Raw genomic sequence first — 26,132 nt, 5'->3', positions numbered from 1 at the left:
ATTTTTAATAGCAAAGAAAGAGTTCATGGTTTTTCTCCGGGAGCGGTGAAGCCGGGCTCGCCCGGGCCAGGCACGGGCGCGCCGTTGCCAAAAATCAGCGATTGCGGGTTGTCGTCCACCGCGTTGACCGTGCGCCTGAGCTGGCGCATGGCGCGTGCGGTTTCATCGGCCACTTCGCCAAGGCGCGGCAGCGTTGCCGCACTGAAAGTTTCTACGGCGCCCGAAAGCGCCTCACCGCCCTGCGCGAGCTTGTCGAGCGGGCCGTCCTTGGCGTTGAGCTTTTTGGCCGTGGTGTTCACTTCGTTGGCGGTCCTGGACACATCGTCGGCCGCGGTCTTCAGCGACTTCATGGTAGCGCTGGCTTCCTGCCCCAGCCGGGGCATGGTGGCCACAAACGGGTCCAGCTTCAGGGCCAGCTTGTTGATGCTGTCGGCGGCCTGGCCGAACTGCTGGACGGAGGTCATCAGGGTCTGCTGGTTCCCGTCGCCAAGCAGCTTGTTGAGCTTGGTGCTGGCCGCTTCGACTTGGTCCATGATCACCTCGCTTTTGTTGAGCAGCTTGTCGAGCAGGCCCGGCTTGAGCGGGATGCGCGGCGGGTCGTCGTCGTTGGGCACCAGCGGCACGGTCGAGGGGCCGACGTCTTCGAGCTGGACAAAACCCAGCCCTGTGACGCCCTGCGAACTGATGGTCGCAAAGCTGGACTGGGTCAGCGGTGTGGCCACGTCAACCGAGATGCGGATCAGCACATTGCCCTTGGTCTTGTGGTCGAACCCGATGAACTCGACCTTGCCGACCGGCACACCGCGAAAACGCACCTGGGCCTGCGGCTGCAAGCCCGAGATGGTCTCGCGCGTGGACAACTCAAACAGATTGCGCTCACCGTTGTCGCGGGTCAGCCAGACAGCCAGCAACGCCAGCAGGGCGGCAACCACCAGCACAAAAACGCCGGCGGCCATGGCATGGGCTTTGTTTTCCATTTTGAAAACCTCTCTAATAGCTGTAGCGATGCATGGCTGAAAATTCAGATTTTTGGGATGAAATGCAAGGCGCCCGGAGCGCAGCAACCGGAATGTACCCAGGTACATGAGGATTGCGAGCACCGCGCAACGCCGCAGTTCGCCCAAAAAATGAATTTGCAGCCATGCATCAAACGGTGAAGGGGTATTCGCGCAGCAGCTCCATCGCGCGCTGACCCCGTTCACCCAGAAAAAAGTTGCGTATGAAGGGATGTGGAAACGCAATCACATCCCGCGGCGGGCCGCTGACAATGACCTGCTTGTCGGCCAGCACGGCAATGCGGGTGCTCAGCTCAAACAGCGTGTCCAGGTCGTGCGTGACCATCACCACCGTCAGTTCCATGCCCTTGTGCAGGGAGCGCAGCAGCGCGCAGAAGCTGTCGGAGCTTTCCGGGTCCAGCCCGGCCGTCGGCTCATCAAGCAGCAGCAGCGGCGGGTCCATGATCAGGGCCCGGGCCAGCGACACGCGCTTGACCATGCCGCCGGACAAATCGGCCGGCATCTTGTCCGCATGTTCGGGTGCCAGGCCCACCATCTGCAGCTTGACCATGGCGGCTTCGCGGATCAGCGCGTCAGGCAGGGTCTTGAGTTCGCGCAGCGGAAAGGCAATGTTCTCCAGTACCGTGAAAGCGGAAAACAGCGCGCCGTGCTGAAACAGCATGCCCACCCGCCGCGCCGCGCCGCGCTTGCCCAGCTCGGCCGCAGGCTTGCCCAGCACCGTGATTTCACCACGCGTCGGCTCTTCCAGCCCCAACATTTCGCGCAGCAACACAGTCTTGCCGGTACCCGAACCGCCCACCAGCGACAGGAATTCACCGCGCTCAATGGTGAGGTCCAGGTCCTGGTGAATAACGGACTCCTTCTTGCCGTTGGTGAAAACGGTAGACAGTTTGCGGATGTCAACGATGACGTCACTCATCGGGCACACCCCAAAGTGTTGGCTCTTCAATCAAGCCGGGGCCGCGGAACCGGCTCCGCCGGGCCGCAGGCGCAGCGGCCCCTCTTCTTCGTTCAAGGGGCAGCGCACCGCCGTAGGCTCGCGAAGCGACAAGCGTGGGGGCCCTATTCATGTTCCAACGCCCTTGAACAGGACCGCGAACAGTGCGTCGACCAGAATGACCACAGTGATCGATGTGACCACCGAAGCCGTCGTGCCCTGGCCCAGGCTTTCGGTGTTGGGCTTGACGCGCAGGCCGAAGTGGCAACCTATCAAGGCGATCAGCACACCAAAGACCACCGACTTGGCGGTGGCCAGTGTCAGGTTGGCAGCGTCCACCGCTGCCGGCAAGGCGTCAATAAAGAATGAGGGTGTCACGCCCATGACCAGATCCGCAGCCAGCATGCCGCCAAACAGCGCCGAAATGGTGGTCCAAACGCTGATGAGCGGCATCACGATGGCCAGTGCTATGGCGCGCGGCATGACCAGCCGGTAGCTGTGGGCAATGCCCATCACCCGCATCGCGTCAAGCTCCTCAGTCACGCGCATCACGCCGATCTGCGCGGTGATGGCCGAGCCGGAGCGGCCGGCAATCAGGATGGCGGCCAGCACGGGGCCGAGTTCGCGGATCAGTGAAATACCCAGGATGTTGACGATGAAGGCGTCGGCGCCGAACTGGCGCAGTTGCTGCGAGATCAGGTAGGCCAGCACAACGCCAATGAGGAAACCCACCAGCGCGGTAATGGGCAGGGCCGTCGCGCCTATGTGGTACAGGTGACCGGAGAGGTCGCGCCAGGGTCCTTCACGCGGCCTTCTGGCGAGCTTGACAAGATTGAGCATCAGCCGGCCCACCAGCGCGAGCAGGTCCGCGCCGTGGTCCACCACCTGCAACACGCCATCGCCCAGCGAGAAAAACGCCTGCCGCAGGCCAGGCGCCGGCGGCTCGGGCCGCTCAATGCTGAACTGGGCCACGCGGTCGAGCACCGTACGTTGCTGAGGCAGCACCTCGAGCTTGTCCGGCCACTGGCGGCCCCAATGGTTCCAAAGTACCTGTGCGCCCAGGTGGTCCAGCTGGTCCAGTTGACGCAGATCCCACAGCGCGCCGTTTTCGGCGGCCAGACCTTTGAGTTGGGCCGCCAGGGCCACCCAGGCTGGCTGAACCGTCAGCTCGCCCGCGGTCCATGAACCCAGCACCAGACAACACGCGCCATCGGGCGTGTCTTGCTGGTCAATGTGCGGAGTGGATTCGCGCGCGGCGGCGTCCTCCGGAGATGGCATGTTTTCGATAGGGGCAACAGCTTGGGAACGATGAACAAGACAGGGCGGCGCTCCGGCACTGGGCCGCTGAGCCGCGCTGCCGCTTGTAAAGGCATGTTAATCCAGCGGCCGCCAAGCGGGCCACAGCATTTGCCCCCAACGGGCCACCCATCCTGTCCTACAGCGCTGCCTGCAAGTTCAGGACCATACGGCCTCCAGCGCCTGCCAGGCGCTTGCAACCACCGGCGCCTGGCGTTGCGCACTCAGGCTGACAAAACTCAGCACGCTTTGCAAGCTGACCTGGTCGGCAATCACCAGCCCAGCCGCATGAGACTCGCGCATCGCGATCGAATCGCGCACCAGGCTCAGGCCCACGCCGGACTTGACCAGGTCGAGCATGGAGGCCTCCTGGTCCACCAGCGCAACCCGGTTCGGCTCGACACCCAGCGGGCCGAACACGCTGGCCAGCAGGCGGTGATGCGCCGACGCCGGCGGCGTGGCGATCCACGGCAAGGCGGCCAGCGCCTTCCAGCCCTTGCCGCGCACCTGCGGCCCCCAGCCGGCCGGCGCAAGCACCCGGTAGGTGAAGTGGGTCAGCTCGCGCACGGCAAACAGCGCCGGCCGGCTGTCCTGCCGATCTGCTACTGAATTAATAGCTGTTTGCGCCCGTGCGGAAAGGGCTGAAGGCCGATTTGACTCAAAGCCATTGGTATCAAGAGGCTGGCCGGGCGTACCCAGGTAAAAGCCCACATCCAGCTCGCCACGCTCTATCTGGGCCAACACCTCGCCGCTCATGGCCTGGCGCAGCTCTGTCTCGACCTGGGGCGCCATTTCCACCAGCACCTTCAGGAAAGCCCCGAGCCGGGTGAACTCGGGGTCGAGGATGGTGCCTATGCGCAGCCGGCCGCGCACCTGCGTGTGCAGGCTGGCCGCGGCATTTTTGAAGTCGCCCTGCGCGGCCAGCACTTTTTCGGCCAGCGGCAGCAGCGCTGCGCCGTCACGGGTGAGGTTCATGCCCTGGGCGCTGCGCGTAAACAGTGTCAGCCCCGTGGCAGCTTGCAGGCCTTTAATCTGCAGGCTGACGGCGGGCTGCGTCAGGGCCAGTTTGTCGGCGGCACGCGAGAGGTTGCCCTCCCGGGCCACCGCCGCAAAAATCCGTAGTGTCTGGATGTCCATTATTAGTAATTTTAATAACACTACTGAGAAATTCAAACTGGCATAAGTCGCCACCGTCCGCTAATCTTGGGGATTGCCCAATGGAGTTCCCAAAATGAATGATATGAGTCGCCCAAATATGAATTCGTCTGTCACAGCCATCGGCCACGCCATCAATGGCCAAGTGGTCCCCGGCACATCAAACCGCAGCCAGGAAGTCTTCAACCCAGCCACCGGGGCGGTGACGGGCCGCGTAGCCCTGGCCAGTTCCTCTGAGGTTGACGCTGCAGTCGCCGCGGGCCAAGCCGCCTTCCCCGCCTGGGCCGACACCCCGCCGATCCGCCGCGCCCGCGTGATGTTCAAGTTTCTCGAGCTGCTGAATGTCCACAAGGACAAGCTCGCTCACATGATCACTGCCGAACACGGCAAGGTGTTTACCGACGCCCAGGGCGAAGTCTCACGCGGCATCGACATTGTGGAATTTGCCTGCGGCATCCCGCAGCTGCTCAAGGGCGACTTCACCGACCAGGTGAGCACCGGCATCGACAACTGGACCCTGCGCCAGCCGCTGGGTGTGGTCGCCGGCATCACGCCCTTCAACTTCCCGGTGATGGTGCCGATGTGGATGTTCCCGGTGGCGATTGCCGCCGGCAACTGCTTCATCCTCAAGCCCAGCCCCATCGACCCCAGCCCCAGCCTGTTCATCGCCGAATTGCTGAAACAGGCCGGCCTGCCCGACGGCGTGTTCAATGTGGTCCAGGGCGACAAGGAGGCCGTTGATGCGCTGCTGGTGCATCCCGACGTCAAGGCCGTGTCTTTCGTGGGCTCGACACCGATTGCCAACTACATCTACGAAACCGGCGCCCACCACGGCAAACGCGTGCAGGCGCTGGGCGGAGCCAAGAACCACATGGTGGTGATGCCCGACGCCGACCTGGAGCAGGCGGTCGATGCGCTGATTGGCGCCGGCTACGGCTCGGCAGGCGAGCGCTGCATGGCGATCTCGGTGGCGGTGCTGGTCGGCAACGTGGCCGACAAGCTCATTCCCATGCTGGCGGCGCGCGCCAAAACCCTGGTCGTCAAGAACGGCGTCGAGCTCGATGCCGAGATGGGCCCTATCGTCACGGGTGCAGCGCACAGCCGCATCACCGGCTATATCGACACCGGCGTCAAGGAAGGCGCCAAGCTGCTGGTCGACGGCCGCAGCTTCACAGGCAAGAGTGCCGGCCCCGGCTGCGAGCAGGGCTTCTGGATGGGGGGCACGCTGTTTGACCATGTGACGCCCGAAATGCGCATCTACAAGGAAGAAATTTTCGGCCCGGTGCTGGGCTGTGTGCGAGTGAAAGACCTGGCCGAAGCCGTGGCGCTGATCAATGCGCATGAGTTTGGCAATGGCGTGAGCTGTTTCACGCGGGACGGTAATGTGGCACGCGAATTCAGCCGGCGCATCCAGGTGGGCATGGTGGGCATCAATGTGCCGATTCCGGTGCCCATGGCTTGGCACGGCTTTGGCGGCTGGAAGAAAAGCCTGTTCGGGGACATGCATGCCTACGGTGAGGAAGGCGTGCGTTTTTACACCAAGCAGAAGTCCATCATGCAGCGCTGGCCTGAGAGCATTGGCAAGGGCGCAGAGTTTGTCATGCCAACGGCCAAGTAAGCATGGTCGAAACCCTGTTCTGGGCGGGGCTTGGTATTGCCCTTGTCTGGATCGGTGTGGAAATGGTGCGCGCGGGTGACTGGTGGAATCGCATGCGTGCTGATCAACAGGACGAATTGATCGGCATGCCACTCATGAAAAATGAAGAAGTGAGCCGGGCGATCAAAGAGTCGGCTCGGGTTAGATATGGCGGTTGGTTCGCGGCAACACCTCTCTTGGGCCTCGTGGGTATCCTGGTCGGCATCATCTTCATCGCCCGTGCTTTGAACTTCATCTGACCAATCGTTCTTCGACAAGCAAAGCAACACAATAAAAATGAACGAAAACATCTTTGACTACATCATCGTCGGGGGCGGCACCGCCGGCTGCTTGCTGGCCAACCGCCTGAGTGCTGACGCGTCCAAACGCGTGCTGCTGATCGAGGCCGGCCGCAAGGACGACTATCACTGGATCCACATCCCGGTCGGTTACCTGTACTGCATTGGCAACCCGCGCACCGACTGGCTCTACAACACCGAACCCGACGCGGGCCTGAATGGCCGCAGCCTGCGTTACCCGCGCGGCAAGACACTGGGCGGCTGCTCCAGCATCAACGGCATGATTTACATGCGCGGCCAGGCACGCGACTACGACCAGTGGGCCGAGCTCACCGGCGACGACAGCTGGCGCTGGGATCAGGTGCTGCCGGGTTTTCGCATGCACGAGAACCACTACAAACTCGACGTCCCCAAGGGTGCGGCCAAGGCAGACGTGAATGAAAACTTCCGGCGCCTGCACGGCCACAAGAGCCAGCACGCCGCCAGCGAAGGCCTGGCCCGCAAGATGGGCGGTGAGTGGCGGGTTGAAAAGCAGCGGCTTCGCTGGGGCATTCTTGACGCGTTTGCAGCAGCGGCGCAGCAGGCCGGCATTCCGGCCACCGACGACTTCAACACAGGCAACAACGAAGGCGTGGGTTATTTCGAGGTGAACCAGAAAAACGGCTGGCGCTGGAATACCGCCAAGGCGTTTTTGCGCCCGACCTGTTTTGCGCGCCCCAATTTTGAAATGTGGACCGGCGCACAGGTCTGCAAACTCGTTGTCGAGCGCCAGGACGACGGCAGCCAGCGCTGCACCGGCGTCGAGGTGTGGACCGGTCACGAACGCGTCCAGGCCTTTGCCACGCGCGATTCCGGCAAGGCGCAAGGCAAGTTGGGAGAAGTCATCCTCAGCGCAGGCAGCATAGGCTCGCCACAAATCCTGCAGCTCTCGGGCATAGGCCCGGCAGCCCTGCTGCAGCAGCATGGCATCCCGGTCGTGGCAGACCTGCCCGGCGTGGGCGCCAACCTGCAGGACCACCTGCAGATTCGCTCGGTCTACAAGGTCAGCAACATCGCCGGCAGCAAGGTTAAAAACTTCACGCTCAACACCCTGGGAAGTTCGCTGTGGGGCAAGGCGATGATAGGTCTGGAATATGCGCTCAAACAGACCGGGCCGATGAGCATGGCGCCGTCGCAGCTCGGCGCTTTCACGCGCAGCTCGCCGGACCAGCCTTACCCCAACATCGAGTACCACGTGCAACCGCTGTCGCTTGACGCGTTTGGCGAGCCGCTGCACAACTTCAACGCGTTCACGGCCAGTGTCTGCAACCTCAACCCCACAAGCCGGGGAACGGTCAATATCAAGAGCGGCCGGTTCGAAGATGCGCCGGCGATCACGCCGAACTACCTCAGCACCGCTGAAGACCGGCAAGTGGCGGCCGACTCCCTGCGCGTGACACGCCGCATCGTGAGCCAGAGCGCGCTGGCCGGCTACCAGCCCGAGGAGTTCCGCCCCGGCGTGCAGTTCCAGAGTGATGAAGACCTGGCGCGCCTGGCCGGCGACATCGCCACCACCATCTTCCACCCGGTGGGCACCACCAAAATGGGACGTGACGACGATGCCATGGCGGTGGTGGACTCACACCTGCGCGTACGCGGAATCAAGGGTTTGCGCGTGGTCGACGCCGGCGTGATGCCGCTGATCACCAGCGGAAATACCAATTCACCGACGCTGATGATTGCGGAAAAAGCCGCGCAGTGGATACAGGCTGGGGATTAACGCCCCCACGCTTGTCGCTTCGCGTACTGCGCTGCCCCCCGAGGGGGCGCTGCGCCTGCGGCCCGGCGAAGCCGGTTCCGCGGCCCTGGCTGGTCTGGAGCGCAGCCCACCCACTATCGCGTTAGTCCGCTCGCTCTGAACTGTCAGTGGCCACCCACCGAGGTTTCAAACAAGCAGGGGCCGCGGGGGCTCGATTCATTCAGCAATCAGCGCAGCGATCGTGATGTCATCGCCGCGCTGATTGCTGGCACGCAATTCATCGGCACAAGTCATCCAGTTTTTGATCCGCAAAACCCATTGGTCTTGGTCGCCGTCGCCCAGTGCGCCCCGGGTCTTCAACCCGACTGCCAGGGGTTCAGGCCCACACCGGGCCTGTGCTGCATCGATGAAACCCAGGCGGTAGGACACCGCCGTCAACAACTGCTGCTCGGCCAGCCAGTTTGGGCTGATCACAAAAAGGTCACCCGACGCAGTGGCATTCATCTTGTCGAGAATGGCCCGTGGCGTACCCAGCCCCGACATGTAGTTTTCAACACTGCGCGCGATTTGGGTGAAATAAGTGGAGTGCTGGTCGATGCTGGCCTCACCCAGCTTCACGTTGATCCGGTGCACACCGAGGGTCGCGCCGCTGGAAACATGGCGGGTCACGCCGCTCATCCAGAGAATGAAGCAGGCGCTGTAGCATCGTGCGCCGGCGGCCACATGGGTCGCCGCATAACTCTTGTCCAGCAGGTTGGCAATCTTGACGGCCTCGACAACATCACCACCGGTGGAGTCAAGGTAAACGGTACGCGCGAAGCGGCCGTAATTGTCGGGGTGCCGGACAAACTGGATGATCCTGGCGTAGTCGCCCTTCTGGATGGTCCCCTGGATCAGCACCCCGCGCTGGTGCGCGGAAATATCGGCGGCGCCAGCGGGAATGCACGCACCGCAAAACACGCTGAAAAAAAGGGCACTGATGGCTCGCATCATGATGGGACTCCTGCCGTCAGCCACAAAGGCTGAAGAGAACTCCATCGTAGGCAGGTACCGCAACCGCGTCAGTCATCAATTACCGGGGCCGCGGTAACTTATTCACCCCGCTTTTCTGCTGCATTGCGGAAAAGCAGAACCTCTGACTTACCGCCTGTATCGCCCCCTCGCGCAATGAAGACTATTTGCTGCGCAGGACCATGTTGTCGCCGGACAGGACGATTTCGAACTTCGACAAAAAACTTTGCCCCAGCAATGCCACGTCGGAGTCAGGCCCCACCAGCCCGACACCCACACGCGTACCTGCAACACGCGCCGGCCCGACGGAGACCGTCACGCCCGAAACAATGCGTCCCTGCAACTCGCCACTGGCCGTCCTGAACGTGGTCGGCTCACCCTGCGCCATGCCAGCGGCACGCGCAAACTCCTGGCTGACCACAACCAGCGATGCGCCAGTGTCAACAAGAAAGGTGACGGGCCGGCCCTGGATTTCTCCCTGCGCATAGAAGTGCCCGTCGCGGGCACGCGGAATCACCAGCTCACCCGTGGCAGACACCGTCAACGCAGGCGGCTTCAACACCTGGATCATCACAACGTACAGAACACCGATGACAAGCAGCCAGAACAACAGGATGGCCAGCGGACCCCAGCGTTGCGTTGCATTGCTTTGGGCTGCTTGCGTCACTTTGTCTTGGCCCGGAGGCGGCATATTGGGAATGGCGGTTCTCACTGTCAGTTGCCGGTGCTGAGGGCGTGGACCGGAAGTGGTTCAGATGATACGTCGCCGTGGGGGCAGAGCGGTGAGTTGGCAAGTCCGGGTGCCACCCGGCAAACTCCCAAGTAAACTGCCCCGATGCAGCCCACCAGCCTGACCCTGTACATGCAGACCCAGCGGGCACTGTATGCGCAGGCACTGCCGGACAAGATAGCGGCCCTCGAATCGGCCTTGCAGCAGCTCGACAGCGTCAGAGATGCGCAGGGAAAAGACGCTGCACTTTCAGCCCTCGCGCTGGCCCACAAGCTCGCAGGTTCAGGTGGAACCTTTGGTTTTCCCGATGTCAGCGAGGCGGCGGCCGGCATGGAGCGGATTCTTTTGCAAGGCCCTACCATTACCGGACACCTTGGTAATAACGACCGCTCCGCGATAAAGGCAGGGATCCAGGCCTTGAAGGCGGCGCTTGCAGGGAGCGCAGTCATGCCTCCTTCTGTCCAAACCACAGACCTGGTGGCCCCAGACAACTCACAGCTCCAACCGGCACGGCCAACGCGCCTGCTTCACATTGTGGATCCGGACTCACAGCCGGCCCGGCAGCTGGCCGACATGTTAAAGCGCGGTGGCTACGAAAGCCGGATTTTCTCCTGCCCTGCAGATGCAGCCCAGGCGGCGACACAGGATCCGCCGGCCGCGATTCTGGCGACCATTGCCCTGTCCACGAACACTTTGCAAGAATTGACCACCACGGCCGCCCCCGGCAAAGACGGGGCCATTCCACTGATTTTCGTGAACGGCGATACCGCTTTCCAAACCCGCCTGAAGACAGTGCGCGCCGGGGCGACGGGATATTTTCCACAACCCGTGGACATGCATGCGCTGACGGCCTTGCTGGACCATGTGACCTCGCCAGAGCCGGCGCGGCCCTATCGCGTGTTGCTGGTGGAGGACGATGAAGCGCTGGCCGCGTTTTATGCCGGCGTTCTGCAAACGGCGGGCATGCAAACCTGCGTTGTCACCGAGCCCAGCCAGATCATGGCGCCGTTGATCGAATTTCAGCCGGACCTCATCACCTGCGACATTCACATGCCGCAATGCAACGGGATCGAGTTGGCCGCCTTGATACGCCAGCAACCTGAATTCGTCCGTATCCCGATTGTTTTCCTGTCAGGCGAAACCAGTCTCGACAAACAGGCCCAGGCGCTCAGCAAGGGAGGAGATGACTTCATCAACAAACCGGTCACGCCTGCCGCCCTGGTGTCTGCGGCGCAAAGCCGGGCCCGTCGTTACCGCGACCTGCTGGTGGCCGATGACAACTTACGCATCAGCGAAGAGCGTTTTCGCCTGGTTTTCGAAAGCAGCCTGGACGGATTCATCCAGGGGCTGGCTGACGGTACGGTGCTCTCGGCCAATCCGGCGGCCTGTGCGATGCTCCGAATGAGCGAGCAGCAAATCAGGGAAGCCGGGATCGCCGGCCTGGTGGACCCGGCGGACTCCCGCGCCGTGGCCATGCTCCGGCAAACCGGCGGCCGGGGCGAGCTCAAGTGCGTGCGCGGTGACGGCACGCGGTTTCCTGTGGAAATTTCCTCGTCGCAGCACCTGAGCCGCAGCGGCGACCTGCAGATCAGTGTGGTGCTGCGCGACATCACCGAGCGACACCTGGCCGAGCAGCAGATCATGCAACTCAATGCCGAGCTGGAAAGCCGCGTGGACAAACGCACCGCGGAGCTCAGCGCGGCCAACCAGGAACTGCAAACCTTTTCGCAGGCACTGGCCCACGACCTGCGACAACCCTATATCGCCATCAACGGCATGACCCGCCTTCTTGAAAAGGAAATCGGGACGGGCCTCAGCGAACGCGGAAGTCATTACCTCCTGCGAATCCGCGCCGGGGTCAGCCAGATGAACGAACGGACCGACAGCCTGCTGGCACTGGCGCAGCTGTCGCGCATGCAAACCCGCCGTGAGCCGGTGGACCTGGGCACCATGGCCGGCATGGTGCTGAAGACGCTACAACAACAGAACCCGGAACGCGCCGTCGTGACGCACATCCTGGAATTTCCGACGGTGCAGGCCGACCGTGGCCTGGTGCTGCATTTGCTGAACATTTTGCTGAGCAACGCCTGGAAGTTCACATCCAGGCAGTCGCAAGCCCAGATCACCGTGGGGGCGGAGCCGGTCACCGGCGGCGGCCTGGTTTTCTTCGTCAAGGACAACGGTGTGGGGTTCGACATGGCCTATGTCGACAAATTGTTCACAGCTTTCCAGCGCCTGCACTCAGCCGGTGAGTTTGCCGGCGCCGGAACCGGCCTGGCCACAGCGCGGCGGATTGTCATGCGCCATGGTGGACGTATCTGGGCGACCTCAGCCCCCGGCGCGGGCGCAAGTTTCTATTTCACGCTGGCAGAGGGTGGCTCGCGTTAGCGCAGCCCTTTTACATAACGCGGCGCATCCGGATCCCGGGACTTGCGTTCACGATGTTTTTCGGTGTCACCAAACAGATTTCCGAAAGTCGATTCGATAAAACCGGATTCCGGGTAAACCTCTTCTTCCGTGTCGATCGAACGGGCGCTGTGCCGGTCCGGCACGGGCACAGGCGCAGGAGCCGGCGGCACCGCGCCGAGATCCTTGACCGCGACGGCCATCATTTTGACCAGCGGCACCCGCTGTTTGGCATCAGGTGCCGCCATGATTTCTTCAAGCCGGTCAGCCCAGACGCCGAGGTCGATGTGGCCATCTTCTGCCGCCTTCTCGCGCGAGAAGCGGACAATTTCGGCGGCGTATTCCGCATTGGTCGCCATCCACTCGGTGTCCGTCACACGCCCGGTCTTTCTGCGCAGCAACACGTGCAGATGGGCGGCGATGGCGATTTTTTCGCTGGTCGGCATGTTGTGGCCCTCCATCAGGTGCCCATCCGCTCAGCATGCTGGGCAATGTCCAGGCCGTCGGATTCGGGACTGTCGCCGACCCGCAGGCTGACAAACAGGGAAGTGATCCAGAGTGCGATGGCTGTCATGACCAGGCTGTAGCACAGCACCGCGCCCGCGCCGATGGCCTGGGTCAGCAAGCTGCCTTCCACGCCGGAGATGGTTTTGCTGGCAAACACCCCGGTCAGCAGCGAACCGACAATGCCGCCGACACCATGCACACCGAACACGTCGAGGGAGTCGTCAGCATTGAGCAGGCGTTTGAGCCCGGTCGCCCCCCAGTAGCAGGCCACGCCAGCGATCAATCCGATGGCCAGAGCCGCGCGGGGCGAGACAAAACCGGCAGCCGGCGTGATGGCCACCAGCCCGGCCACCAACCCGGAGCACAGGCCCAACAAGGTGGGGCGTCCGCGCACCATCCATTCGGCCACCATCCACGACAGGGCACCAGCCGCTGCCGCGATGTGCGTCACCGCCATCGCCAGGCCCGCCCGCCCGTCGGAAGCAACCGCCGAGCCCGCATTAAAGCCGAACCAACCGACCCAGAGCATGCCAGCGCCGGCCATGGTTAGCCCCAGATTGAAGGGAGTAAAAGCCTCGCGGCCGTAACCGCGGCGCGGCCCGAGGACATAGGCGCAAACCAGTCCGGCCACGCCGGCATTGATATGGACGACCGAACCACCCGCAAAATCAAGCGCCCCCAATTGGGCCAGCCAGCCACTGGGCTCCCAGACCCAATGCGCAACTGGTGCATAGACCATCACGGTCCACAGGCTGATAAAGCACAGCACGGCGGAAAACCGCATGCGCTCCACAAAAGAGCCCACCACCAGCGCCGCCGTGATGATGGCAAAGGTCAGCTGGAACATCGCGTACACCGACTCCGGAATATTCGGGGCAAGGTGGCTGACCGCCACTTGCTGCGTATCCTTGACGTAATCCAGCCCGGCAAACCACAGCCGTTCGCCACCGCCGATGTAGCGACCCAGTGCGCCGTTACCCGGCGTGAAGGCCAGCGAGTACCCGACGGCAAACCATAGCAGGCTGACGATGGCGCAGATCGCCACCACACAAGCCATGGTATTGAGTACGTTTTTCTTGCGCACCATGCCGCCATAGAACAGGGCAATGCCCGGCAGGGTCATGAGGAGAACCAGGGCCGTCGACGTCATCATCCAGGCCGTGTCGGCACCGTTGAGGCTGCCGGCGGGCACCAGGCCGGGCCGGGTCAGGGGTGCTGGGACCGGTGCTGGTGCAGCCGCTACCGCAAGCGGTGCGACAAGTACCGGTGTGGCGGGTGCAGGAGTTGGTGCAGGCGCACTGACGGCGGGTACCGCCGAGGCCGGATCGGCGGGTGCCGCGACCTGGGCCCCCGCCAGGGGAGCGGCCAACAGAATGCAAAGTCCCCAACCCAGTATGACGAACCGCTTGTAGTGCATGTGATTCCCGTTGTTGCTGCTGTGTTCCCATCGGCTGAACAATTCGTAACAGGCATAAGTCGTGCCAAGCCGTTTTTGAGGCCCCGCTCCCGGGGGAGCCACAGGAAGGCCTCGATTGAGGCACCGGGGAAGGGAAAATCCCGATGCACTAGACGGGTGCGAGGATTACATTGGATGGTCTGTATGCAAGCCAAGTGCTTGCAGAGGGCCGAGGAGACAAACACACAATCAGAACAACACTGACATTCAACGAAATGTTTTTTCAAAGCACCGGCAAGTCCGGTGCTTTTTTTTGCCTGTGCGCTGGCTACAAGCCTCCAGACGGACTGCCGCACATCCAATGAGACAATTCCTTGATGGAATTAGTGATTGTTTCGCTCGCCTCCCTGCTGGCAGGCTTCGTGGACTCCATCGTGGGCGGCGGAGGGTTGGTGCTGGTGCCAGCGCTGTTCGCTGTTTTCCCCACAACACATCCGGCAACGCTGTTTGGCGTCAATAAAGGCGCCTCAGTCTGGGGCACTGCGGTGGCTACAGTGCAATACGCCCGGCGTGTCGACATGCGCTGGGCCGCCCTGCTGCCAGCCGCTCTGGCTGGTTTTGCCGGTTCTTTTGCGGGCGCCTGGCTGGTCACGGTCATTTCCCCCGGTTTTCTGCGCAAGGTTTTGCCTTTTGTACTTCTGGCGGTGCTGATCTACACCCTGGCCCGCAAGGAACTGGGGCGCACTCATGCGCCACGTTTTTCCGGCCGTGCGGAAACCTGGGCCGCCTGCACCATCGGTGTGCTGCTGGGTTTTTACGACGGTTTTTTTGGCCCGGGCACCGGCAGTTTTTTTGTCTTCCTGTTTGTCCGCTGGCTGGGCTATGACTTCTTGACCGCCTCAGCTTCTGCCAAGTTGCTCAACACCGCGACCAACCTCGCCGCACTGCTCCTGTTTGCCTACAAGGGGCACGTCTGGTGGCATTTCGCGCTGACCATGGCCCTGGCCAATGTGGTGGGCAGCGTGCTGGGTACACGCCTGGCGCTTAAACACGGCGCTGGTTTTGTGCGCGTGGTGTTTATCGTCGTGGTCAGCGCGCTGATCCTGAAAACCGCCTTCGACGCCTTCCTGAAATAGCTACGGTAACGAGACGTCTCCGAAGACTTAGTCGGGGTAGGCGTCCTGGGGCGGCGCAGCCGGCGTGAGCTTGCTGAGGGCTTCGGCAATCGCCGCTGCCTTGGCGGCGTTCGCTGCCGCAGAGGCCCCGGTCTGCTGCGCGGTACCGCCGGCACCTGCAGCCAGCAACCCGGTCATCTCGGATGCCTGCCGCGGCTTGCCGATCGGCGCGCCTGCCAGACCTTTCTGAACCGCAGCCATGTCCACTTCGCTGGGGTATTGCCCCAACAGCACGTAGTCAAAAACACGCCGCGCGATGGGCGCTGCGTGGGCGGCGCCAAAGCCGGCGTTTTCCACCACCACGGCCAAAGCGATTTTGGGTTTGTCCGCGGGGGCAAAGGCTATATAGAGGGCATGATCGCGTTGATGCTCTTCGAGCTTGCGGGCGTCATACTTGTCTTTCTGCCCGACACCCACAGCCTGGGCTGTACCCGTCTTTCCTCCGCTGAGATAAGCCGCCCCGGCAAACACACGGGTCGAGGTGCCCTCCTGGGTCACGCCCACCAGGGCCTTGCGAATCACGGCCACGTTTTCCGGCTTGTAGCCCAGGTCTTGCGCAGGCTTCGGCGCTATCGGCTCAATGTCCCGTGTCATGGAGTTCTGGGTGGCGATCACCAGCTGCGGCTTGTGCTGCATGCCATTGTTGGCCAGCGTGGCTGTGGCCTGCGCCAATTGCAGCATGGTAAACGCGTTGTAACCCTGGCCGATGCCGAGCGAAATGGTTTCGCCCGGGTACCATTTCTGTTGGTCGGTCCGCTTGTAGGTCTTGCGCTTCCATTCCTGGCTGGGCAGCACCCCGCGCACCTCGCCGTTGATATCGATACCCGTGATCTGCCCGAAACCCAGCGGCTTCATGAAATCGTGCATGGCGTCCACGCCAAGGTCGTTGGCCAGCGAGTAGTAGTAGACGTTGCTCGACTTCACAATGCTCTGGTACATGTCCACCGGCCCGAGCCCGGCCCCGTGGCTGCGGAACTGGTGGCCGCCAAACATCCAGGAACCGGTGTCGTTGGTGATGCTGCCAGGCTGGCGCTTTCCGGACTCCAGCGCCGCCAGAGCCATGAACGGCTTGTAGGTGGAGCCAGGCGGGTAGGTTCCGCGCAACGCGCGATTGAGCAGCGGCTTGTCGATCGATTCGTTGAGCGCCTGCCAGCTTTCGCCATCAATGCCGTCGACAAACAGGTTGGGGTCGAAGGTCGGTTTGCTGACAAAGGCCAACACTTCCCCGGTTGCGGGATCCAGCGCCACCAGTGCACCGCGCCGCTCGCCGAACAAGTCCTCCACCAGCTTCTGGAGCTTGATGTCAATCGACAGCATGACGGTGTCGCCCGGGGTGGCCGGGCTGCTTGCGAGTTTACGAATTGCCCGGCCGCCTGCAGAAGTTTCAACCTGCTCAACGCCGGTATGGCCGTGCAGCTGCGTTTCAAAACTCTGCTCCACCCCCAGCTTTCCGATGTAGTCGGTTCCGCGGTAGTTGCCGTCTTCGTCGCCCTCTTCGATTTTTTCCTTTTCAGCACGGTTGATGCGTCCGATATACCCCACCACATGGCTGGCCAATTCGCCATGCGGGTAGCTGCGAAACAGCCGCGCCTTGATGTCGACACCGGGAAAGCGGAAACGCTGGGCCGCAAAACGTGCCACCTCCTGGTCCGTCAAGCGGGTGCGGATGGGCAGGGACTCGAAGGTCCTGGACTCCTCGCGCAACTTCTTGAAGCGGCGTTTGTCGCGAGGCTGGATATCCACCAGACGCCCGAGTGCTTCAATGGTTTGCTCCAGATCGGCCACTTTCGAAGGCGTAATTTCCAGTGTGTAGGCCGAGTAGTTGGTGGCCAGCACAATGCCGTTGCGGTCCAGAATCAGCCCCCGGTTGGGCACGATGGGAACCACGGCCGTGCGGTTGCTCTCGGCCTGCGCATTGAATTCCTCATGCCGCACCACCTGAAGGTAGACCAGCCGCGTCGCCACCAGGATGAAGGCAAACAGGATGACCAGGCCCGCCACAAGCACCCGCGTCCGAAAGCGGGAAAGGTCGGCTTCGACGTTGCGCAGTTCAGTCATGGCCGTGTAACTCTACAACTGCCGGAAAGTGCACGCAACAAGCGAAACAAATGCCCGCGCTGCTCTTCAATCAAGCAGGGGCCGCGGATCTGGCTTTGCCAGTCCGCAGGCGCAGCGGCCCCCTCAGGGGGCAGGGAGTTACACGAAGTGAACGACCGTGGGGGCATCACAAGGGCCGATTCTCATCCGGATTGGGCGCCCGGCGTTGCGGGGCCAAGAGCATCACACTGACCACCGGCCACAGAAGGGATTCGCCGACCGGCGCGAGCAGCAACACCCAGCCGGGAAAAGTACCGCCGCTGATCAGTCGGATGAGTATCTCCACGCCGTGCGCCACCGCAAACAGCGGCAAGATCTGCAGCGCCTGCGAAGGCACCGTGAACCACAGCAGGCGACGATGAATCATGGTGGCAAAAAAACTCAAGGCTGTGTACGCCAGCGCATGCTGTCCAAGCAGCGCGGACTGGTGCACATCCATGCCCAAGCCAAACATGAAGGCCAGGCCGATACCGACGCGCTGCGGCTGGTGAACGTTCCAGAACACCAGCACCAGCGCCAGGAAGTCGGGCATCCAGGGCACGCGCCCCAGCGGAAGCATGTCCAGCAACAGGGCGACGATCAGGCTGGTCCAGATGAAAAACGGATTGGCCGGCAACAGCAGTTGCTGGCCCGAGGGCATGATCATTTACGGCCTCCTTTGGTGATTGGGCCCACAGGCTCCGCCGCCGGCGGTGGCAACTCCCCGCCCGAAACCGGCTTGACCACCATGACATGGACCGCCGCATTCACCTTGGCCTGCGGCGTGCAATAAATTCGGGCGAACGCCGACTCGGCTCGCCGCTCTATCCTGTCGACCTTGGCCACCGGGAGACCGGAAGGATAAACACCGTCTACGCCACTGGTCGTCAGCAGGTCGTCCTTCTGCACATCAGAGTTGCTGCCCATGAACCGCAGCTCCAGCCCCCCACCATAGGCCGAAGGCTCGCCAAAGGCCACGCTGCGCTCGCCTGTTCGGGTGTTCAGCACGGGAATAGCCAGCTCACGATCGATCACCAGGGTAACCTCGCTGACCAACGGATGGACACGGGTCACCTGCCCCAGCACACCGAATTCATCGAGCACCGGCGAGCCCAACTCCACGCCTTGGACCAGTCCCCGGTCAATGATGACTTTGCGCGTGTAGGGATCCGGGGCGTCGTACAGCACCTGCGCCGCCACACCGGAGATAGCCAGTTGCTCACGCAAGCCCAGCAGTTTTCTCAGGCGTGAATTTTCCTGTGCGAGCTGCTCGACCTGGCTGGCGCGCAAGGACTGGAAGGCCAGTTTTTTATGGGCCTCTTCTTCGCTGGCCCGTGCCTGACTGAGCGCAGTGAAATAACCGCCGCCATGCTGCACGGCCCGGACCGGCTGGAGAGCCAGCCACTGCACCGGGTAAAGCGCGGTGGCCACCGCGGCACGAATCGGCTGGGTAATCTTGAAGCGCAGGTCCGCGACCATCAGGAACAAGGCCAGCGCACTGAAAAACATCAACTTGGACAACGCCGACGGCCCCTGTTTGAAGAAGGGGGGCGGCGTGCGGTCCAGGGTTCCTAAAGGCATGATGGGCTGTCAAACGGGCCGCGGGTGCGTGCCTTGTAATGCGAAGCAGTGCAGGCAGTCACGCGCACCCGGCGCCCCGGCTTATTCAGAAGTGAAGATGGAGCCCAAGCGGTCCATGCGTTCCAGCGCGATGCCGCAGCCGCGCACGACACAGGTCAGGGGGTCTTCTGCCACCAGCACCGGCAGGCCGGTTTCTTCTGCCAGCAGGCGGTCCAGGTCGCGCAGAAGGGCGCCACCGCCGGTCAGCATCATGCCGCGATCAGCGATGTCGGCACCGAGTTCAGGCGGTGTATGTTCGAGCGCGGTTTTCACGGCGCTGACGATGTTGTTGAGCGGGTCGGTCAGGGCTTCGAGAATCTCATTGCTGGAGATCGTGAAGCTGCGCGGCACGCCTTCGGACAGGTTGCGGCCCTTGACTTCCATTTCCTTGACTTCAGAGCCGGGAAAGGCCGAACCAATGTTTTTCTTGATCGCTTCGGCCGTCGGCTCGCCGATCAGCATGCCGTAGTTGCGGCGGATGTAGCTGATGATGGCCTCGTCGAAACGGTCGCCGCCCACGCGCACACTGCCCTTGTAGACCATGCCACCCAGCGAAATCACACCAACCTCGGTGGTGCCGCCGCCGATGTCTACCACCATGGAACCGCTGGCTTCCGACACCGGCAGGCCGGCACCGATGGCCGCGGCCATGGGCTCTTCAATCAGGTAGACGTCGCTGGCACCGGCGCCCAGGGCGCTTTCACGGATGGCCCGGCGCTCGACCTGGGTGGAGCCGCAAGGCACGCAGATGATGATGCGCGGGCTCGGCTTGAAGAAGCTGCGCGGATGCACCATCTTGATGAACTGCTTGAGCATCTGCTCAGTCACGGTGAAGTCGGCGATCACGCCGTCTTTCATCGGGCGAATGGCCTCGATGTTGCCCGGAACCTTGCCGAGCATGGCCTTCGCTTCATGGCCGACAGCCTGGATGGTTTTTTTGCCTTGAGGGCCGCCTTCGTGGCGAATGGCAACGACGGAGGGTTCGTCCAGCACAATGCCGCGGTCGCGTACAAAAATCAGGGTGTTGGCGGTACCGAGGTCAATCGCCAAGTCGGTGGAAAAATACCGACGAAATGTTTCAAACATGGTGAGGGAGTCCGGTTTTTGGCACTGAGCAAACTTCGTTGCTCTACCACCTTTTATGATTAATCAAAGAGAGCCGATAAACGAGGAGATGGGTAACACCCTGATTCCAGCGCCTAAAGCGTGCATCCAGCCCTGATTTCGCATCAAAGGCGGGATAATAACGCATCCCCTGTAAATCACCGGGCGGCACCCTGCCCATTATTTCATCTTTACACCCGGTTTCAGCCCCTCTTTTTACCCATGGCATTGACATCTCAAGACATCGCTCGCGTTGCCAACCTGGCAAGGCTGGAGCTGCGCCCCGAAGAAATCGAACACACGCTCCAGCAACTCAACGGCTTTTTTGCCCTCGTTGAACAGATGGATGCGGTCAATACGGAAGGGGTTGAGCCCCTTGCCCATCCGGCAGCCGTATTGGGCCAGGTCGCCCTGCGCCTTCGCGAGGATGTCGTGACCGAGCCCAACCAGCGCGAGGAAAGCCAGAAAAGCGCCCCCGCCGTCGAGCGCGGTCTGTTCCTAGTTCCCCGGGTCATCGAATAATGAGTCTCCCTAAAGATTTGCACGACCTCGGCGTCGCCCAACTGGCAGCAAAACTCGCTGCGCGTGAAGTCTCCAGCGTGGAGGTGACACAACATTTCCTCGAGCGCATCCGGCAGCAGGACAGCCTGGGCGCCTTCCTGGCCACCGATGCCGAAGTTTCGCTCGCGCAGGCGCGCGCTGCCGACGCGCGGCTGGCCGCTGGCGAACGCACCCCGCTGCTGGGCGTGCCGCTGGCGCACAAGGACATTTTTGTCACGCGCGACTTCCCGACCACCGCCGGCTCGAAGATGCTGGACAACTACCGCAGCCCGTTTGATGCCACGGTGGTCAGCAAGCTGGGCGTGACGCACGGCGCCGGCATGGTTACCCTGGGCAAGCTCAACTGCGACGAGTTCGCCATGGGTTCGGGCAATGACAACAGCGCCTATAAACCGGTGCAAAACCCCTGGGACACCAGCCGCATACCCGGCGGTTCCTCGGGCGGCTCGGCGGCCGCGGTGGCCGCACGGCTTGTGCCGGCAGCGACCGGCACCGACACTGGCGGCTCGATTCGCCAGCCGGCAGCCCTGACCGGCATCACCGGCATCAAGCCGACCTATGGCCGCTGCTCGCGTTACGGCATGGTTGCTTTTGCCTCCAGCCTGGATCAGGCGGGGCCGATGGCGCGCAGTGCACTCGATTGCGCGTTGTTGCTGTCCAGCATGGCCGGCCCCGACCCGGACCGGGACTCCACCTCGCTGGATCTGCCCGCCCTCGACTATGCTACTGATTTGATAGCTACCAGTACCCGAGAACAAAGGGCTGAGCCCCTAAAAGGCTTGAGAATTGGCCTCCCCACCCAGTTTTTCGGCACTGGCTGCTCGGCCGAGGTGCTCAAAGCTGTGCGCGCCGCCCTGGCCGAGTTCGAAAAACTGGGCGCAACGCTGGTGGACGTGAGTCTGCCGCTGACCGAGTTGTCGATCCCGGTCTATTACGTGATTGCGCCGGCCGAGGCCAGCAGCAACCTGAGCCGTTTTGACGGGGTGCGTTATGGCCACCGCGCGGCGCACTACGGCGACCTCACCGACATGTACAAGAAGTCTCGTTCCGAAGGTTTTGGCGACGAAGTGACGCGCCGCATCATGATCGGCACCTATGTGCTGTCGCACGGCTACTACGACGCTTACTACCTGAAAGCGCAAAAAATCCGCCGGTTGATCGCCGAGGATTTCCAGAAGGCCTTTGCGCAGTGCGACATCATTGCCGGCCCGGTGTCACCGACTGTGGCCTGGAAAATCGGCGAAAAATCGGACGACCCGGTGGCCAACTACCTGGCCGACATTTACACCCTATCGTCCAGCCTGGCAGGCCTGCCCGGCATGAGCGCGCCGGCCGGTTTTGGCGAGCACCACATGCCTGTTGGCCTGCAACTGATCGGCAACTACTTCAAAGAGGCGCAATTGCTGAGTGCTGCCCACCAGTTCCAGCTGGCGACCGATTGGCACATGCGCCAGCCCCAAGGCATTTGAGTGATCCTGAAAATGAGTCAGACCCCACCCCCCGTGAACTCCTTCGCCCAGATGCAGGCCGGCCGGCCCACCGGACCATTGGTGCAAGGTTATGAAGTCATCATCGGCTTTGAGACTCACACGCAACTGACCACGCAGTCGAAAATTTTCAGCCGCGCTTCCACCGCGTTTGGTGCCGAGCCAAACACGCAGGCGTCTGCGGTGGACTTTGCCCTGCCCGGCGCGCTGCCGGTCATGAACAAGGGCGCCGTCCAGCGTGCGATTGAGTTCGGCCTGGCCGTCAATGCGCACATTGCCGAAAGCAGCGTGTTTGCGCGCAAGAATTATTTTTACCCCGATCTTCCCAAGGGTTACCAGATTAGCCAGTTCGAGATTCCGGTCGTGCAGGGCGGCATCGTAGAGTTTTTCCTGGGCGACGAAAAAAAATCCGTGCGCCTTGTGCGCGCCCACCTGGAGGAAGACGCGGGCAAATCGCTGCACGAAGACTTCATTGGCCAAAGCGGCATTGACCTGAACCGCGCCGGCACGCCGCTGCTCGAGATCGTGACCGAGCCCGACATGCGTTCCTCGGCTGAAGCCGTGGCTTACGCGAAAGAGCTGCACAAGATCGTCACCTGGATAGGCATTTGCGACGGCAACATGCAGGAAGGCAGCTTCCGCTGCGACGCCAACGTTTCAGTGCGCAAGCCAGGCGCTGAGCTGGGCACGCGCCGCGAGATCAAGAACCTGAACAGCTTCAAGTTCATGCAGCAGGCCATCGACTACGAAGTGCGCTGGCAGATTGAACAGATCGAGGACGGCCATGCGATTCAGCAGGCCACCGTACTGTTCGACCCGGACACCGGAGAAACACGCAGCATGCGTACCAAGGAAGACGCGGCAGACTACCGCTATTTCCCCGATCCGGACCTGCCGCCATTGGTGATTTCGCGCGAATGGGTGGAGCGCACACGCGCCGACATGAGTGAGCTGCCGCGCGTCATGGCTGCGCGTTTCGTTGCTGACTATGGCCTGCCGGAATACGATGCCGGCCAGCTGACGCAAAACAAGGCCACGGCCGCCTACTTCGAGGCGGTCGCCACTGCCAGCAAACAGGCCAAGCTGGCAAGCAACTGGGTAATGGGCGAGTTGTCCCGGCGCCTCAATAGCGAAGAAAAATCCATTGAAGCTTCAGCTGTTGGCGCGGACCAGCTCGCAAAACTCGTAGATCGCATTGCGGATGGCACGATCTCGAACAATGCCGCCAAACAGGTGTTTGACGCCTTGTGGACAGGCGAAGGTCAAGACGTCGACGCTGTGATCGAAGCCAAGGGCCTCAAGCAGATGAGCGACACCGGCGAGCTGGAAAAAATCATCGACGAAGTACTCGCGGCGAACACCAAAAACGTCGACGAAGTCCGTGCCGGTAACGCAAAAGCCTTCAACGCACTGGTGGGCCAAGCCATGAAGGCCACCAAGGGCAAGGCCAACCCGACGCAGGTCAACGAGCTGCTGAAGAAAAAACTTGGTTAACTGGGGTCAGGTCGATGGCTTGTTGCTATCAAAATAGCAGCATCATGCGCTACCCTGCCAAGGGCTCATAGCCTCTGGGGCTGCTACTTTTTAACGGACGTGGCAGCAGCAGCCTCGGCACCGGCGTCACCGCCGGCCATGCGCCAAAGCTGGTTGAGTTTGACCAGCTCTTCATCAAAGCGCATATTGACGCGCTTTTTCTCTGCGTCCTGATCGGCAATAAAGCGTTTTTGTACTGCAGCGCTGCTGTCATTTTCTTCAAGCCGGCGCTTCAGTGACGTCGGCGCCTTGGCCGGGTCGGTCTTGTAAAACTCCAGATCCGCATCAATGGCCTTGCGCTGCGTGGCCAGTTCGGTCGAGCGTTTGCTGGCCGCCTTGATCACCACCTCAATTTGCTCCAGCGCCTCAGCGCGCTCCTTGTCATGCACCGTCCGACTCGGATAACGCGACAGCAAGGCGCGGTCGCGGCGCTTTTCTTCCGCCTCGCGGGCGCGCGTCTCGGCAGCCAGCTTTTCCTTTTCCTCCAGCGCATTGCGCTCCGACGCTGTCAGCGTAGGGCCAACGACCCGCTTAACCGTGCCTGAAGGATTGATTTCGCGCTGCGCGCGGTCGTTGCATTCAGCAATCGGCCGGTCGGCTGTGATCTTGCGGCCTTTGCCATCGACACAGGTGTAAATGCCCTGCGCCTGAACGGCGGTGCCCAGGCAGGTTGCCAAGGCAACCCAGCCCATCCCTGCCACCATCCGAATACGCATTTGCAATAACAAAAAAATCCCTTAATCGATGCCGTAGCGTTGCCTGTAGGCCAGCACACGCTGGTAGTGAGTCTGAAGCGAATCGTCCGCCATTGGTTCCCCAGCCCCCGGCGGAGTGGGATGCACGCCAGCCAGATACTGTAGCAAGTCAGTCAATCGGGCAATCGCGAAAACGTGCAGGCCCAGCTGATTGGTAACATATTGAACGGCGCTGTAGTTCACGTCCTGCCCGTTTTCCGTGGCTTTTTCCTGGCGGTCCAGCGCAATGGCCACCGCATGCGGAACAGCTCCGGCAGCCTGAATAATAGCGATCGACTCGCGCGTCGCGGTACCGGCAGAAATCACGTCGTCGATGATCAGCACCCGGCCCTTGACCGGCGCACCGACCAGTGTGCCGCCCTCGCCGTGGTCCTTGGCTTCCTTTCGGTTGTAGGCAAAAGGCACATTGCGCCCCAGCCGCGCCAGCTCCACCGCAACCGCCGCTGCCAACGGAATACCCTTGTAGGCCGGCCCAAAAATCATGTCGAACTGCAGGCCGCGGCTCTTCTCCTCAAGCAGCAACCCCCGCGCATAAAATTGCGCGAGCCGGCCCAGCTTGGCTCCGTCGTCAAACAGGCCCGCATTGAAAAAGTACGGGCTCATGCGGCCGGCTTTGGTCTTGAATTCACCAAAACGCAGCACGCCTGACTCGATGGCAAACTGTACGAATTCCTGCGCCAGATCCTGACCTTCGGCGGTTTGGCTGTTGTTGTTTTGTTTTTGCCCTGGCGTGACCGTTGGGGTGCTCATTGGAGATGTCCTTGTTTAAATTGACCAGCCTGAACCTCAATGGCATCCGTTCCGCTGCCACCAAAGGACTGCAGGAATGGGTGGCCCAGACCCAACCGGATTGTATTTGCGTGCAGGAGCTCAAGGCCCAGGCGGCCGACGTGGCCGGCCGCTTCGAGGAAATCGCCGGTTTGAAGGGACATTTTCACTTTGCCGAGAAAAAGGGATATTCAGGCGTGGCCGTATACAGCCGCCATGAGCCCACGGACGTGATCACCGGCTACGGCTCGGCAGAATTTGATGCGGAAGGCCGTTACGTTGAGTTGCGATTTGACCGACCCGGCCGCAAACGCGTTCCCAAGCTGTCCATCATCAGTTGCTACTTTCCCAGCGGATCCTCCGGCGAAGAGCGACAAGCGGCCAAGTTTCGTTTCCTGGCGGAGTTCTATCCCTACCTCGCTGCGCTGAAGGAGACGCGCGACTTTGTGCTGTGCGGCGACGTCAACATCGCCCATCAGGAAATCGATCTGAAGAATTTCAAGGGCAACCGGAAAAACAGCGGCTTCCTGCCCGAGGAAAGAGCCTGGATGACCGAGTTGCTGCGCGATGCGGAAATGGCCGAAGAAGCCGTGGAGGAACTGACCGACGGCACCGGTAAGCCCACGATGAAAGCGACACGCGGTGGCGGCATGGTCGATGTCTACCGCAAGTTGCAACCCACGACCACCGACGACGCCTACACCTGGTGGAGCAACCGCGGCCAGGCTTATGCCAAAAACGTCGGCTGGCGGCTGGACTACCACCTGGCCACACCGGCATTTGCAGCCCTGGCGCAAAGCGAAACCATCTACAGGACGCAGCGGTTTTCGGATCATGCGCCCATCACTGTGGACTATGACCTGAGCCTGTAGGCACAATTTCTGCAATGCATTTGCTACAAAAACAATAGCCATCCACGTGCATCA

23 protein-coding genes are annotated in these 26,132 nt (G+C 61.8%); 9 read left to right on the top strand and 14 right to left on the bottom strand.

Translation table 11 applies throughout. The features are described 5' to 3' along the window. Positions 1-23: 23 nt before the first annotated feature. The 4 genes from B0B52_RS03875 to B0B52_RS03860 form a co-directional block, all read right to left on the bottom strand. Positions 24-977: an MlaD family protein gene (locus tag B0B52_RS03875; RefSeq protein WP_077592306.1), complete on the bottom strand. Its 954-nt coding sequence runs from the start codon at positions 975-977 to the stop codon at positions 24-26. A gap of 169 nt (positions 978-1,146) precedes the next feature. Further along, a complete protein-coding gene (locus B0B52_RS03870; RefSeq protein ID WP_077592305.1) occupies positions 1,147-1,935 on the bottom strand; it encodes an ABC transporter ATP-binding protein in 789 nt (262 codons plus the stop codon). A gap of 147 nt (positions 1,936-2,082) precedes the next feature. Continuing rightward, a complete protein-coding gene (locus B0B52_RS03865) occupies positions 2,083-3,231 on the bottom strand; it encodes an ABC transporter permease (RefSeq protein WP_077592304.1) in 1,149 nt (382 codons plus the stop codon). Between the two features lie 177 nt (positions 3,232-3,408). Then, a complete protein-coding gene (locus tag B0B52_RS03860; protein ID WP_077592303.1) occupies positions 3,409-4,386 on the bottom strand; it encodes a LysR family transcriptional regulator in 978 nt (325 codons plus the stop codon). Between the two features lie 118 nt (positions 4,387-4,504). Here B0B52_RS03860 and B0B52_RS03855 point away from each other — a divergent pair, with 118 nt between their 5' ends. From B0B52_RS03855 to B0B52_RS03845, 3 genes are read left to right on the top strand one after another with little or no spacing between them, the layout of a single operon-like run. Continuing rightward, positions 4,505-6,022, top strand: a complete 1,518-nt coding sequence (locus B0B52_RS03855) for a CoA-acylating methylmalonate-semialdehyde dehydrogenase (protein WP_077592302.1) — start codon at positions 4,505-4,507, stop codon at positions 6,020-6,022. A gap of 2 nt (positions 6,023-6,024) precedes the next feature. After that, a complete protein-coding gene (locus B0B52_RS03850; protein ID WP_077592301.1) occupies positions 6,025-6,300 on the top strand; it encodes a hypothetical protein in 276 nt (91 codons plus the stop codon). Positions 6,301-6,337: 37 nt separating this feature from the next. Next, entirely contained in the window at positions 6,338-8,098 is a 1,761-nt protein-coding gene (locus B0B52_RS03845) for a GMC family oxidoreductase (protein WP_077592300.1), read from the top strand. A 195-nt stretch (positions 8,099-8,293) separates the two neighbouring features. Here B0B52_RS03845 and B0B52_RS03840 read toward each other — a convergent pair whose 3' ends face one another. Both B0B52_RS03840 and B0B52_RS03835 read right to left on the bottom strand, forming a co-directional pair. Beyond that, the gene (locus B0B52_RS03840) at positions 8,294-9,070 is read right to left on the bottom strand and encodes a hypothetical protein (RefSeq protein ID WP_077592299.1); all 777 of its coding nucleotides are present in this window, start codon (positions 9,068-9,070) and stop codon (positions 8,294-8,296) included. A 181-nt stretch (positions 9,071-9,251) separates the two neighbouring features. Further along, positions 9,252-9,800: a TIGR02281 family clan AA aspartic protease gene (locus B0B52_RS03835; protein ID WP_139351805.1), complete on the bottom strand. Its 549-nt coding sequence runs from the start codon at positions 9,798-9,800 to the stop codon at positions 9,252-9,254. 123 nt (positions 9,801-9,923) lie between these two features. On the opposite strand from B0B52_RS03835, the gene B0B52_RS03830 reads away from it, so the two are divergent. Continuing rightward, a complete protein-coding gene (locus B0B52_RS03830) occupies positions 9,924-12,206 on the top strand; it encodes a response regulator (protein WP_077592297.1) in 2,283 nt (760 codons plus the stop codon). Here B0B52_RS03830 and B0B52_RS22805 read toward each other — a convergent pair. Both B0B52_RS22805 and B0B52_RS03820 read right to left on the bottom strand, forming a co-directional pair. Further along, positions 12,203-12,670 carry a hypothetical protein gene (locus B0B52_RS22805; RefSeq protein ID WP_139351804.1) on the bottom strand — a complete coding sequence of 156 codons (468 nt, stop codon included), beginning with the start codon at positions 12,668-12,670 and terminating at the stop codon, positions 12,203-12,205. The genes B0B52_RS03830 and B0B52_RS22805 overlap by 4 nt on opposite strands. Before the next feature lie 14 nt (positions 12,671-12,684). Beyond that, positions 12,685-14,148: an ammonium transporter gene (locus B0B52_RS03820; protein ID WP_077592295.1), complete on the bottom strand. Its 1,464-nt coding sequence runs from the start codon at positions 14,146-14,148 to the stop codon at positions 12,685-12,687. 356 nt (positions 14,149-14,504) lie between these two features. Here B0B52_RS03820 and B0B52_RS03815 point away from each other — a divergent pair, with 356 nt between their 5' ends. Continuing rightward, the gene (locus B0B52_RS03815; protein WP_077592294.1) at positions 14,505-15,263 is read left to right on the top strand and encodes a TSUP family transporter; all 759 of its coding nucleotides are present in this window, start codon (positions 14,505-14,507) and stop codon (positions 15,261-15,263) included. Positions 15,264-15,290: 27 nt separating this feature from the next. Here B0B52_RS03815 and mrdA read toward each other — a convergent pair whose 3' ends face one another. From mrdA to B0B52_RS03795, 4 genes are all read right to left on the bottom strand, one after another. Then, complete coding sequence (gene mrdA, locus B0B52_RS03810) at positions 15,291-17,360, bottom strand: penicillin-binding protein 2 (RefSeq protein WP_077592293.1); 2,070 nt, start codon at positions 17,358-17,360, stop codon at positions 15,291-15,293. A gap of 166 nt (positions 17,361-17,526) precedes the next feature. Beyond that, positions 17,527-18,045 (bottom strand): rod shape-determining protein MreD, encoded by a 519-nt coding sequence (mreD, locus tag B0B52_RS03805; RefSeq protein WP_077592292.1) that lies wholly within the window; start codon positions 18,043-18,045, stop codon positions 17,527-17,529. Further along, on the bottom strand, positions 18,042-18,959 hold the full coding sequence (gene mreC / locus B0B52_RS03800) for a rod shape-determining protein MreC (protein ID WP_077592291.1): 918 nt from the start codon (positions 18,957-18,959) through the stop codon (positions 18,042-18,044). Before mreC ends, mreD begins: the two co-directional genes overlap by 4 nt. Positions 18,960-19,040: 81 nt before the next feature. Then, positions 19,041-20,084 carry a rod shape-determining protein gene (locus B0B52_RS03795; protein WP_077592290.1) on the bottom strand — a complete coding sequence of 348 codons (1,044 nt, stop codon included), beginning with the start codon at positions 20,082-20,084 and terminating at the stop codon, positions 19,041-19,043. A 240-nt stretch (positions 20,085-20,324) separates the two neighbouring features. Between B0B52_RS03795 and gatC the strand changes: the two genes are divergently transcribed. From gatC to gatB, 3 genes are read left to right on the top strand one after another with little or no spacing between them, the layout of a single operon-like run. Then, positions 20,325-20,624: an Asp-tRNA(Asn)/Glu-tRNA(Gln) amidotransferase subunit GatC gene (gatC, locus tag B0B52_RS03790; protein ID WP_077592289.1), complete on the top strand. Its 300-nt coding sequence runs from the start codon at positions 20,325-20,327 to the stop codon at positions 20,622-20,624. Beyond that, positions 20,624-22,132: an Asp-tRNA(Asn)/Glu-tRNA(Gln) amidotransferase subunit GatA gene (gene gatA, locus B0B52_RS03785; RefSeq protein WP_139351803.1), complete on the top strand. Its 1,509-nt coding sequence runs from the start codon at positions 20,624-20,626 to the stop codon at positions 22,130-22,132. Before gatC ends, gatA begins: the two co-directional genes overlap by 1 nt. Before the next feature lie 51 nt (positions 22,133-22,183). Further along, positions 22,184-23,644 carry an Asp-tRNA(Asn)/Glu-tRNA(Gln) amidotransferase subunit GatB gene (gene gatB / locus B0B52_RS03780; protein WP_077592287.1) on the top strand — a complete coding sequence of 487 codons (1,461 nt, stop codon included), beginning with the start codon at positions 22,184-22,186 and terminating at the stop codon, positions 23,642-23,644. An 83-nt stretch (positions 23,645-23,727) separates the two neighbouring features. Here the strand turns inward: gatB and B0B52_RS03775 are convergent, their stop codons facing one another. Next, positions 23,728-24,399, bottom strand: a complete 672-nt coding sequence (locus B0B52_RS03775; RefSeq protein ID WP_077592286.1) for a DUF4124 domain-containing protein — start codon at positions 24,397-24,399, stop codon at positions 23,728-23,730. A 21-nt stretch (positions 24,400-24,420) separates the two neighbouring features. Continuing rightward, positions 24,421-25,188, bottom strand: coding sequence for an orotate phosphoribosyltransferase (gene pyrE / locus B0B52_RS03770; protein WP_077592285.1), 768 nt, complete (start codon positions 25,186-25,188; stop codon positions 24,421-24,423). Positions 25,189-25,199: 11 nt separating this feature from the next. On the opposite strand from pyrE, the gene B0B52_RS03765 reads away from it, so the two are divergent. Further along, positions 25,200-26,078 (top strand): exodeoxyribonuclease III, encoded by an 879-nt coding sequence (locus B0B52_RS03765; protein ID WP_077592284.1) that lies wholly within the window; start codon positions 25,200-25,202, stop codon positions 26,076-26,078. The last annotated feature ends 54 nt before the right edge of the window (positions 26,079-26,132 follow it).

Source organism: Polaromonas sp. A23 (assembly GCF_002001015.1).
Taxonomy (GTDB): domain Bacteria; phylum Pseudomonadota; class Gammaproteobacteria; order Burkholderiales; family Burkholderiaceae_C; genus Polaromonas.
The sequence above is the reverse complement of the archived record's forward strand: the minus strand, read 5'-3'. Positions and strand labels throughout refer to the sequence as shown.

Bases quoted from the DNA above. Each gene is read 5' to 3' on its own strand.
- B0B52_RS03875 (WP_077592306.1), bottom strand. From the start codon at position 977: ATGGAAAACAAAGCCCATGCCATGGCCGCCGGCGTTTTTGTGCTGGTG.
- B0B52_RS03870 (WP_077592305.1), bottom strand. From the start codon at position 1,935: ATGAGTGACGTCATCGTTGACATCCGCAAACTGTCTACCGTTTTCACC.
- B0B52_RS03865 (WP_077592304.1), bottom strand. From the start codon at position 3,231: ATGCCATCTCCGGAGGACGCCGCCGCGCGCGAATCCACTCCGCACATT.
- B0B52_RS03860 (WP_077592303.1), bottom strand. From the start codon at position 4,386: ATGGACATCCAGACACTACGGATTTTTGCGGCGGTGGCCCGGGAGGGC.
- B0B52_RS03855 (WP_077592302.1), top strand. From the start codon at position 4,505: ATGAATTCGTCTGTCACAGCCATCGGCCACGCCATCAATGGCCAAGTG.
- B0B52_RS03850 (WP_077592301.1), top strand. From the start codon at position 6,025: ATGGTCGAAACCCTGTTCTGGGCGGGGCTTGGTATTGCCCTTGTCTGG.
- B0B52_RS03845 (WP_077592300.1), top strand. From the start codon at position 6,338: ATGAACGAAAACATCTTTGACTACATCATCGTCGGGGGCGGCACCGCC.
- B0B52_RS03840 (WP_077592299.1), bottom strand. From the start codon at position 9,070: ATGATGCGAGCCATCAGTGCCCTTTTTTTCAGCGTGTTTTGCGGTGCG.
- B0B52_RS03830 (WP_077592297.1), top strand. From the start codon at position 9,924: ATGCAGCCCACCAGCCTGACCCTGTACATGCAGACCCAGCGGGCACTG.
- B0B52_RS22805 (WP_139351804.1), bottom strand. From the start codon at position 12,670: ATGCCGACCAGCGAAAAAATCGCCATCGCCGCCCATCTGCACGTGTTG.
- B0B52_RS03820 (WP_077592295.1), bottom strand. From the start codon at position 14,148: ATGCACTACAAGCGGTTCGTCATACTGGGTTGGGGACTTTGCATTCTG.
- B0B52_RS03815 (WP_077592294.1), top strand. From the start codon at position 14,505: ATGGAATTAGTGATTGTTTCGCTCGCCTCCCTGCTGGCAGGCTTCGTG.
- mrdA (WP_077592293.1), bottom strand. From the start codon at position 17,360: ATGACTGAACTGCGCAACGTCGAAGCCGACCTTTCCCGCTTTCGGACG.
- mreD (WP_077592292.1), bottom strand. From the start codon at position 18,045: ATGATCATGCCCTCGGGCCAGCAACTGCTGTTGCCGGCCAATCCGTTT.
- mreC (WP_077592291.1), bottom strand. From the start codon at position 18,959: ATGCCTTTAGGAACCCTGGACCGCACGCCGCCCCCCTTCTTCAAACAG.
- B0B52_RS03795 (WP_077592290.1), bottom strand. From the start codon at position 20,084: ATGTTTGAAACATTTCGTCGGTATTTTTCCACCGACTTGGCGATTGAC.
- gatC (WP_077592289.1), top strand. From the start codon at position 20,325: ATGGCATTGACATCTCAAGACATCGCTCGCGTTGCCAACCTGGCAAGG.
- gatA (WP_139351803.1), top strand. From the start codon at position 20,624: ATGAGTCTCCCTAAAGATTTGCACGACCTCGGCGTCGCCCAACTGGCA.
- gatB (WP_077592287.1), top strand. From the start codon at position 22,184: ATGCAGGCCGGCCGGCCCACCGGACCATTGGTGCAAGGTTATGAAGTC.
- B0B52_RS03775 (WP_077592286.1), bottom strand. From the start codon at position 24,399: ATGCGTATTCGGATGGTGGCAGGGATGGGCTGGGTTGCCTTGGCAACC.
- pyrE (WP_077592285.1), bottom strand. From the start codon at position 25,188: ATGAGCACCCCAACGGTCACGCCAGGGCAAAAACAAAACAACAACAGC.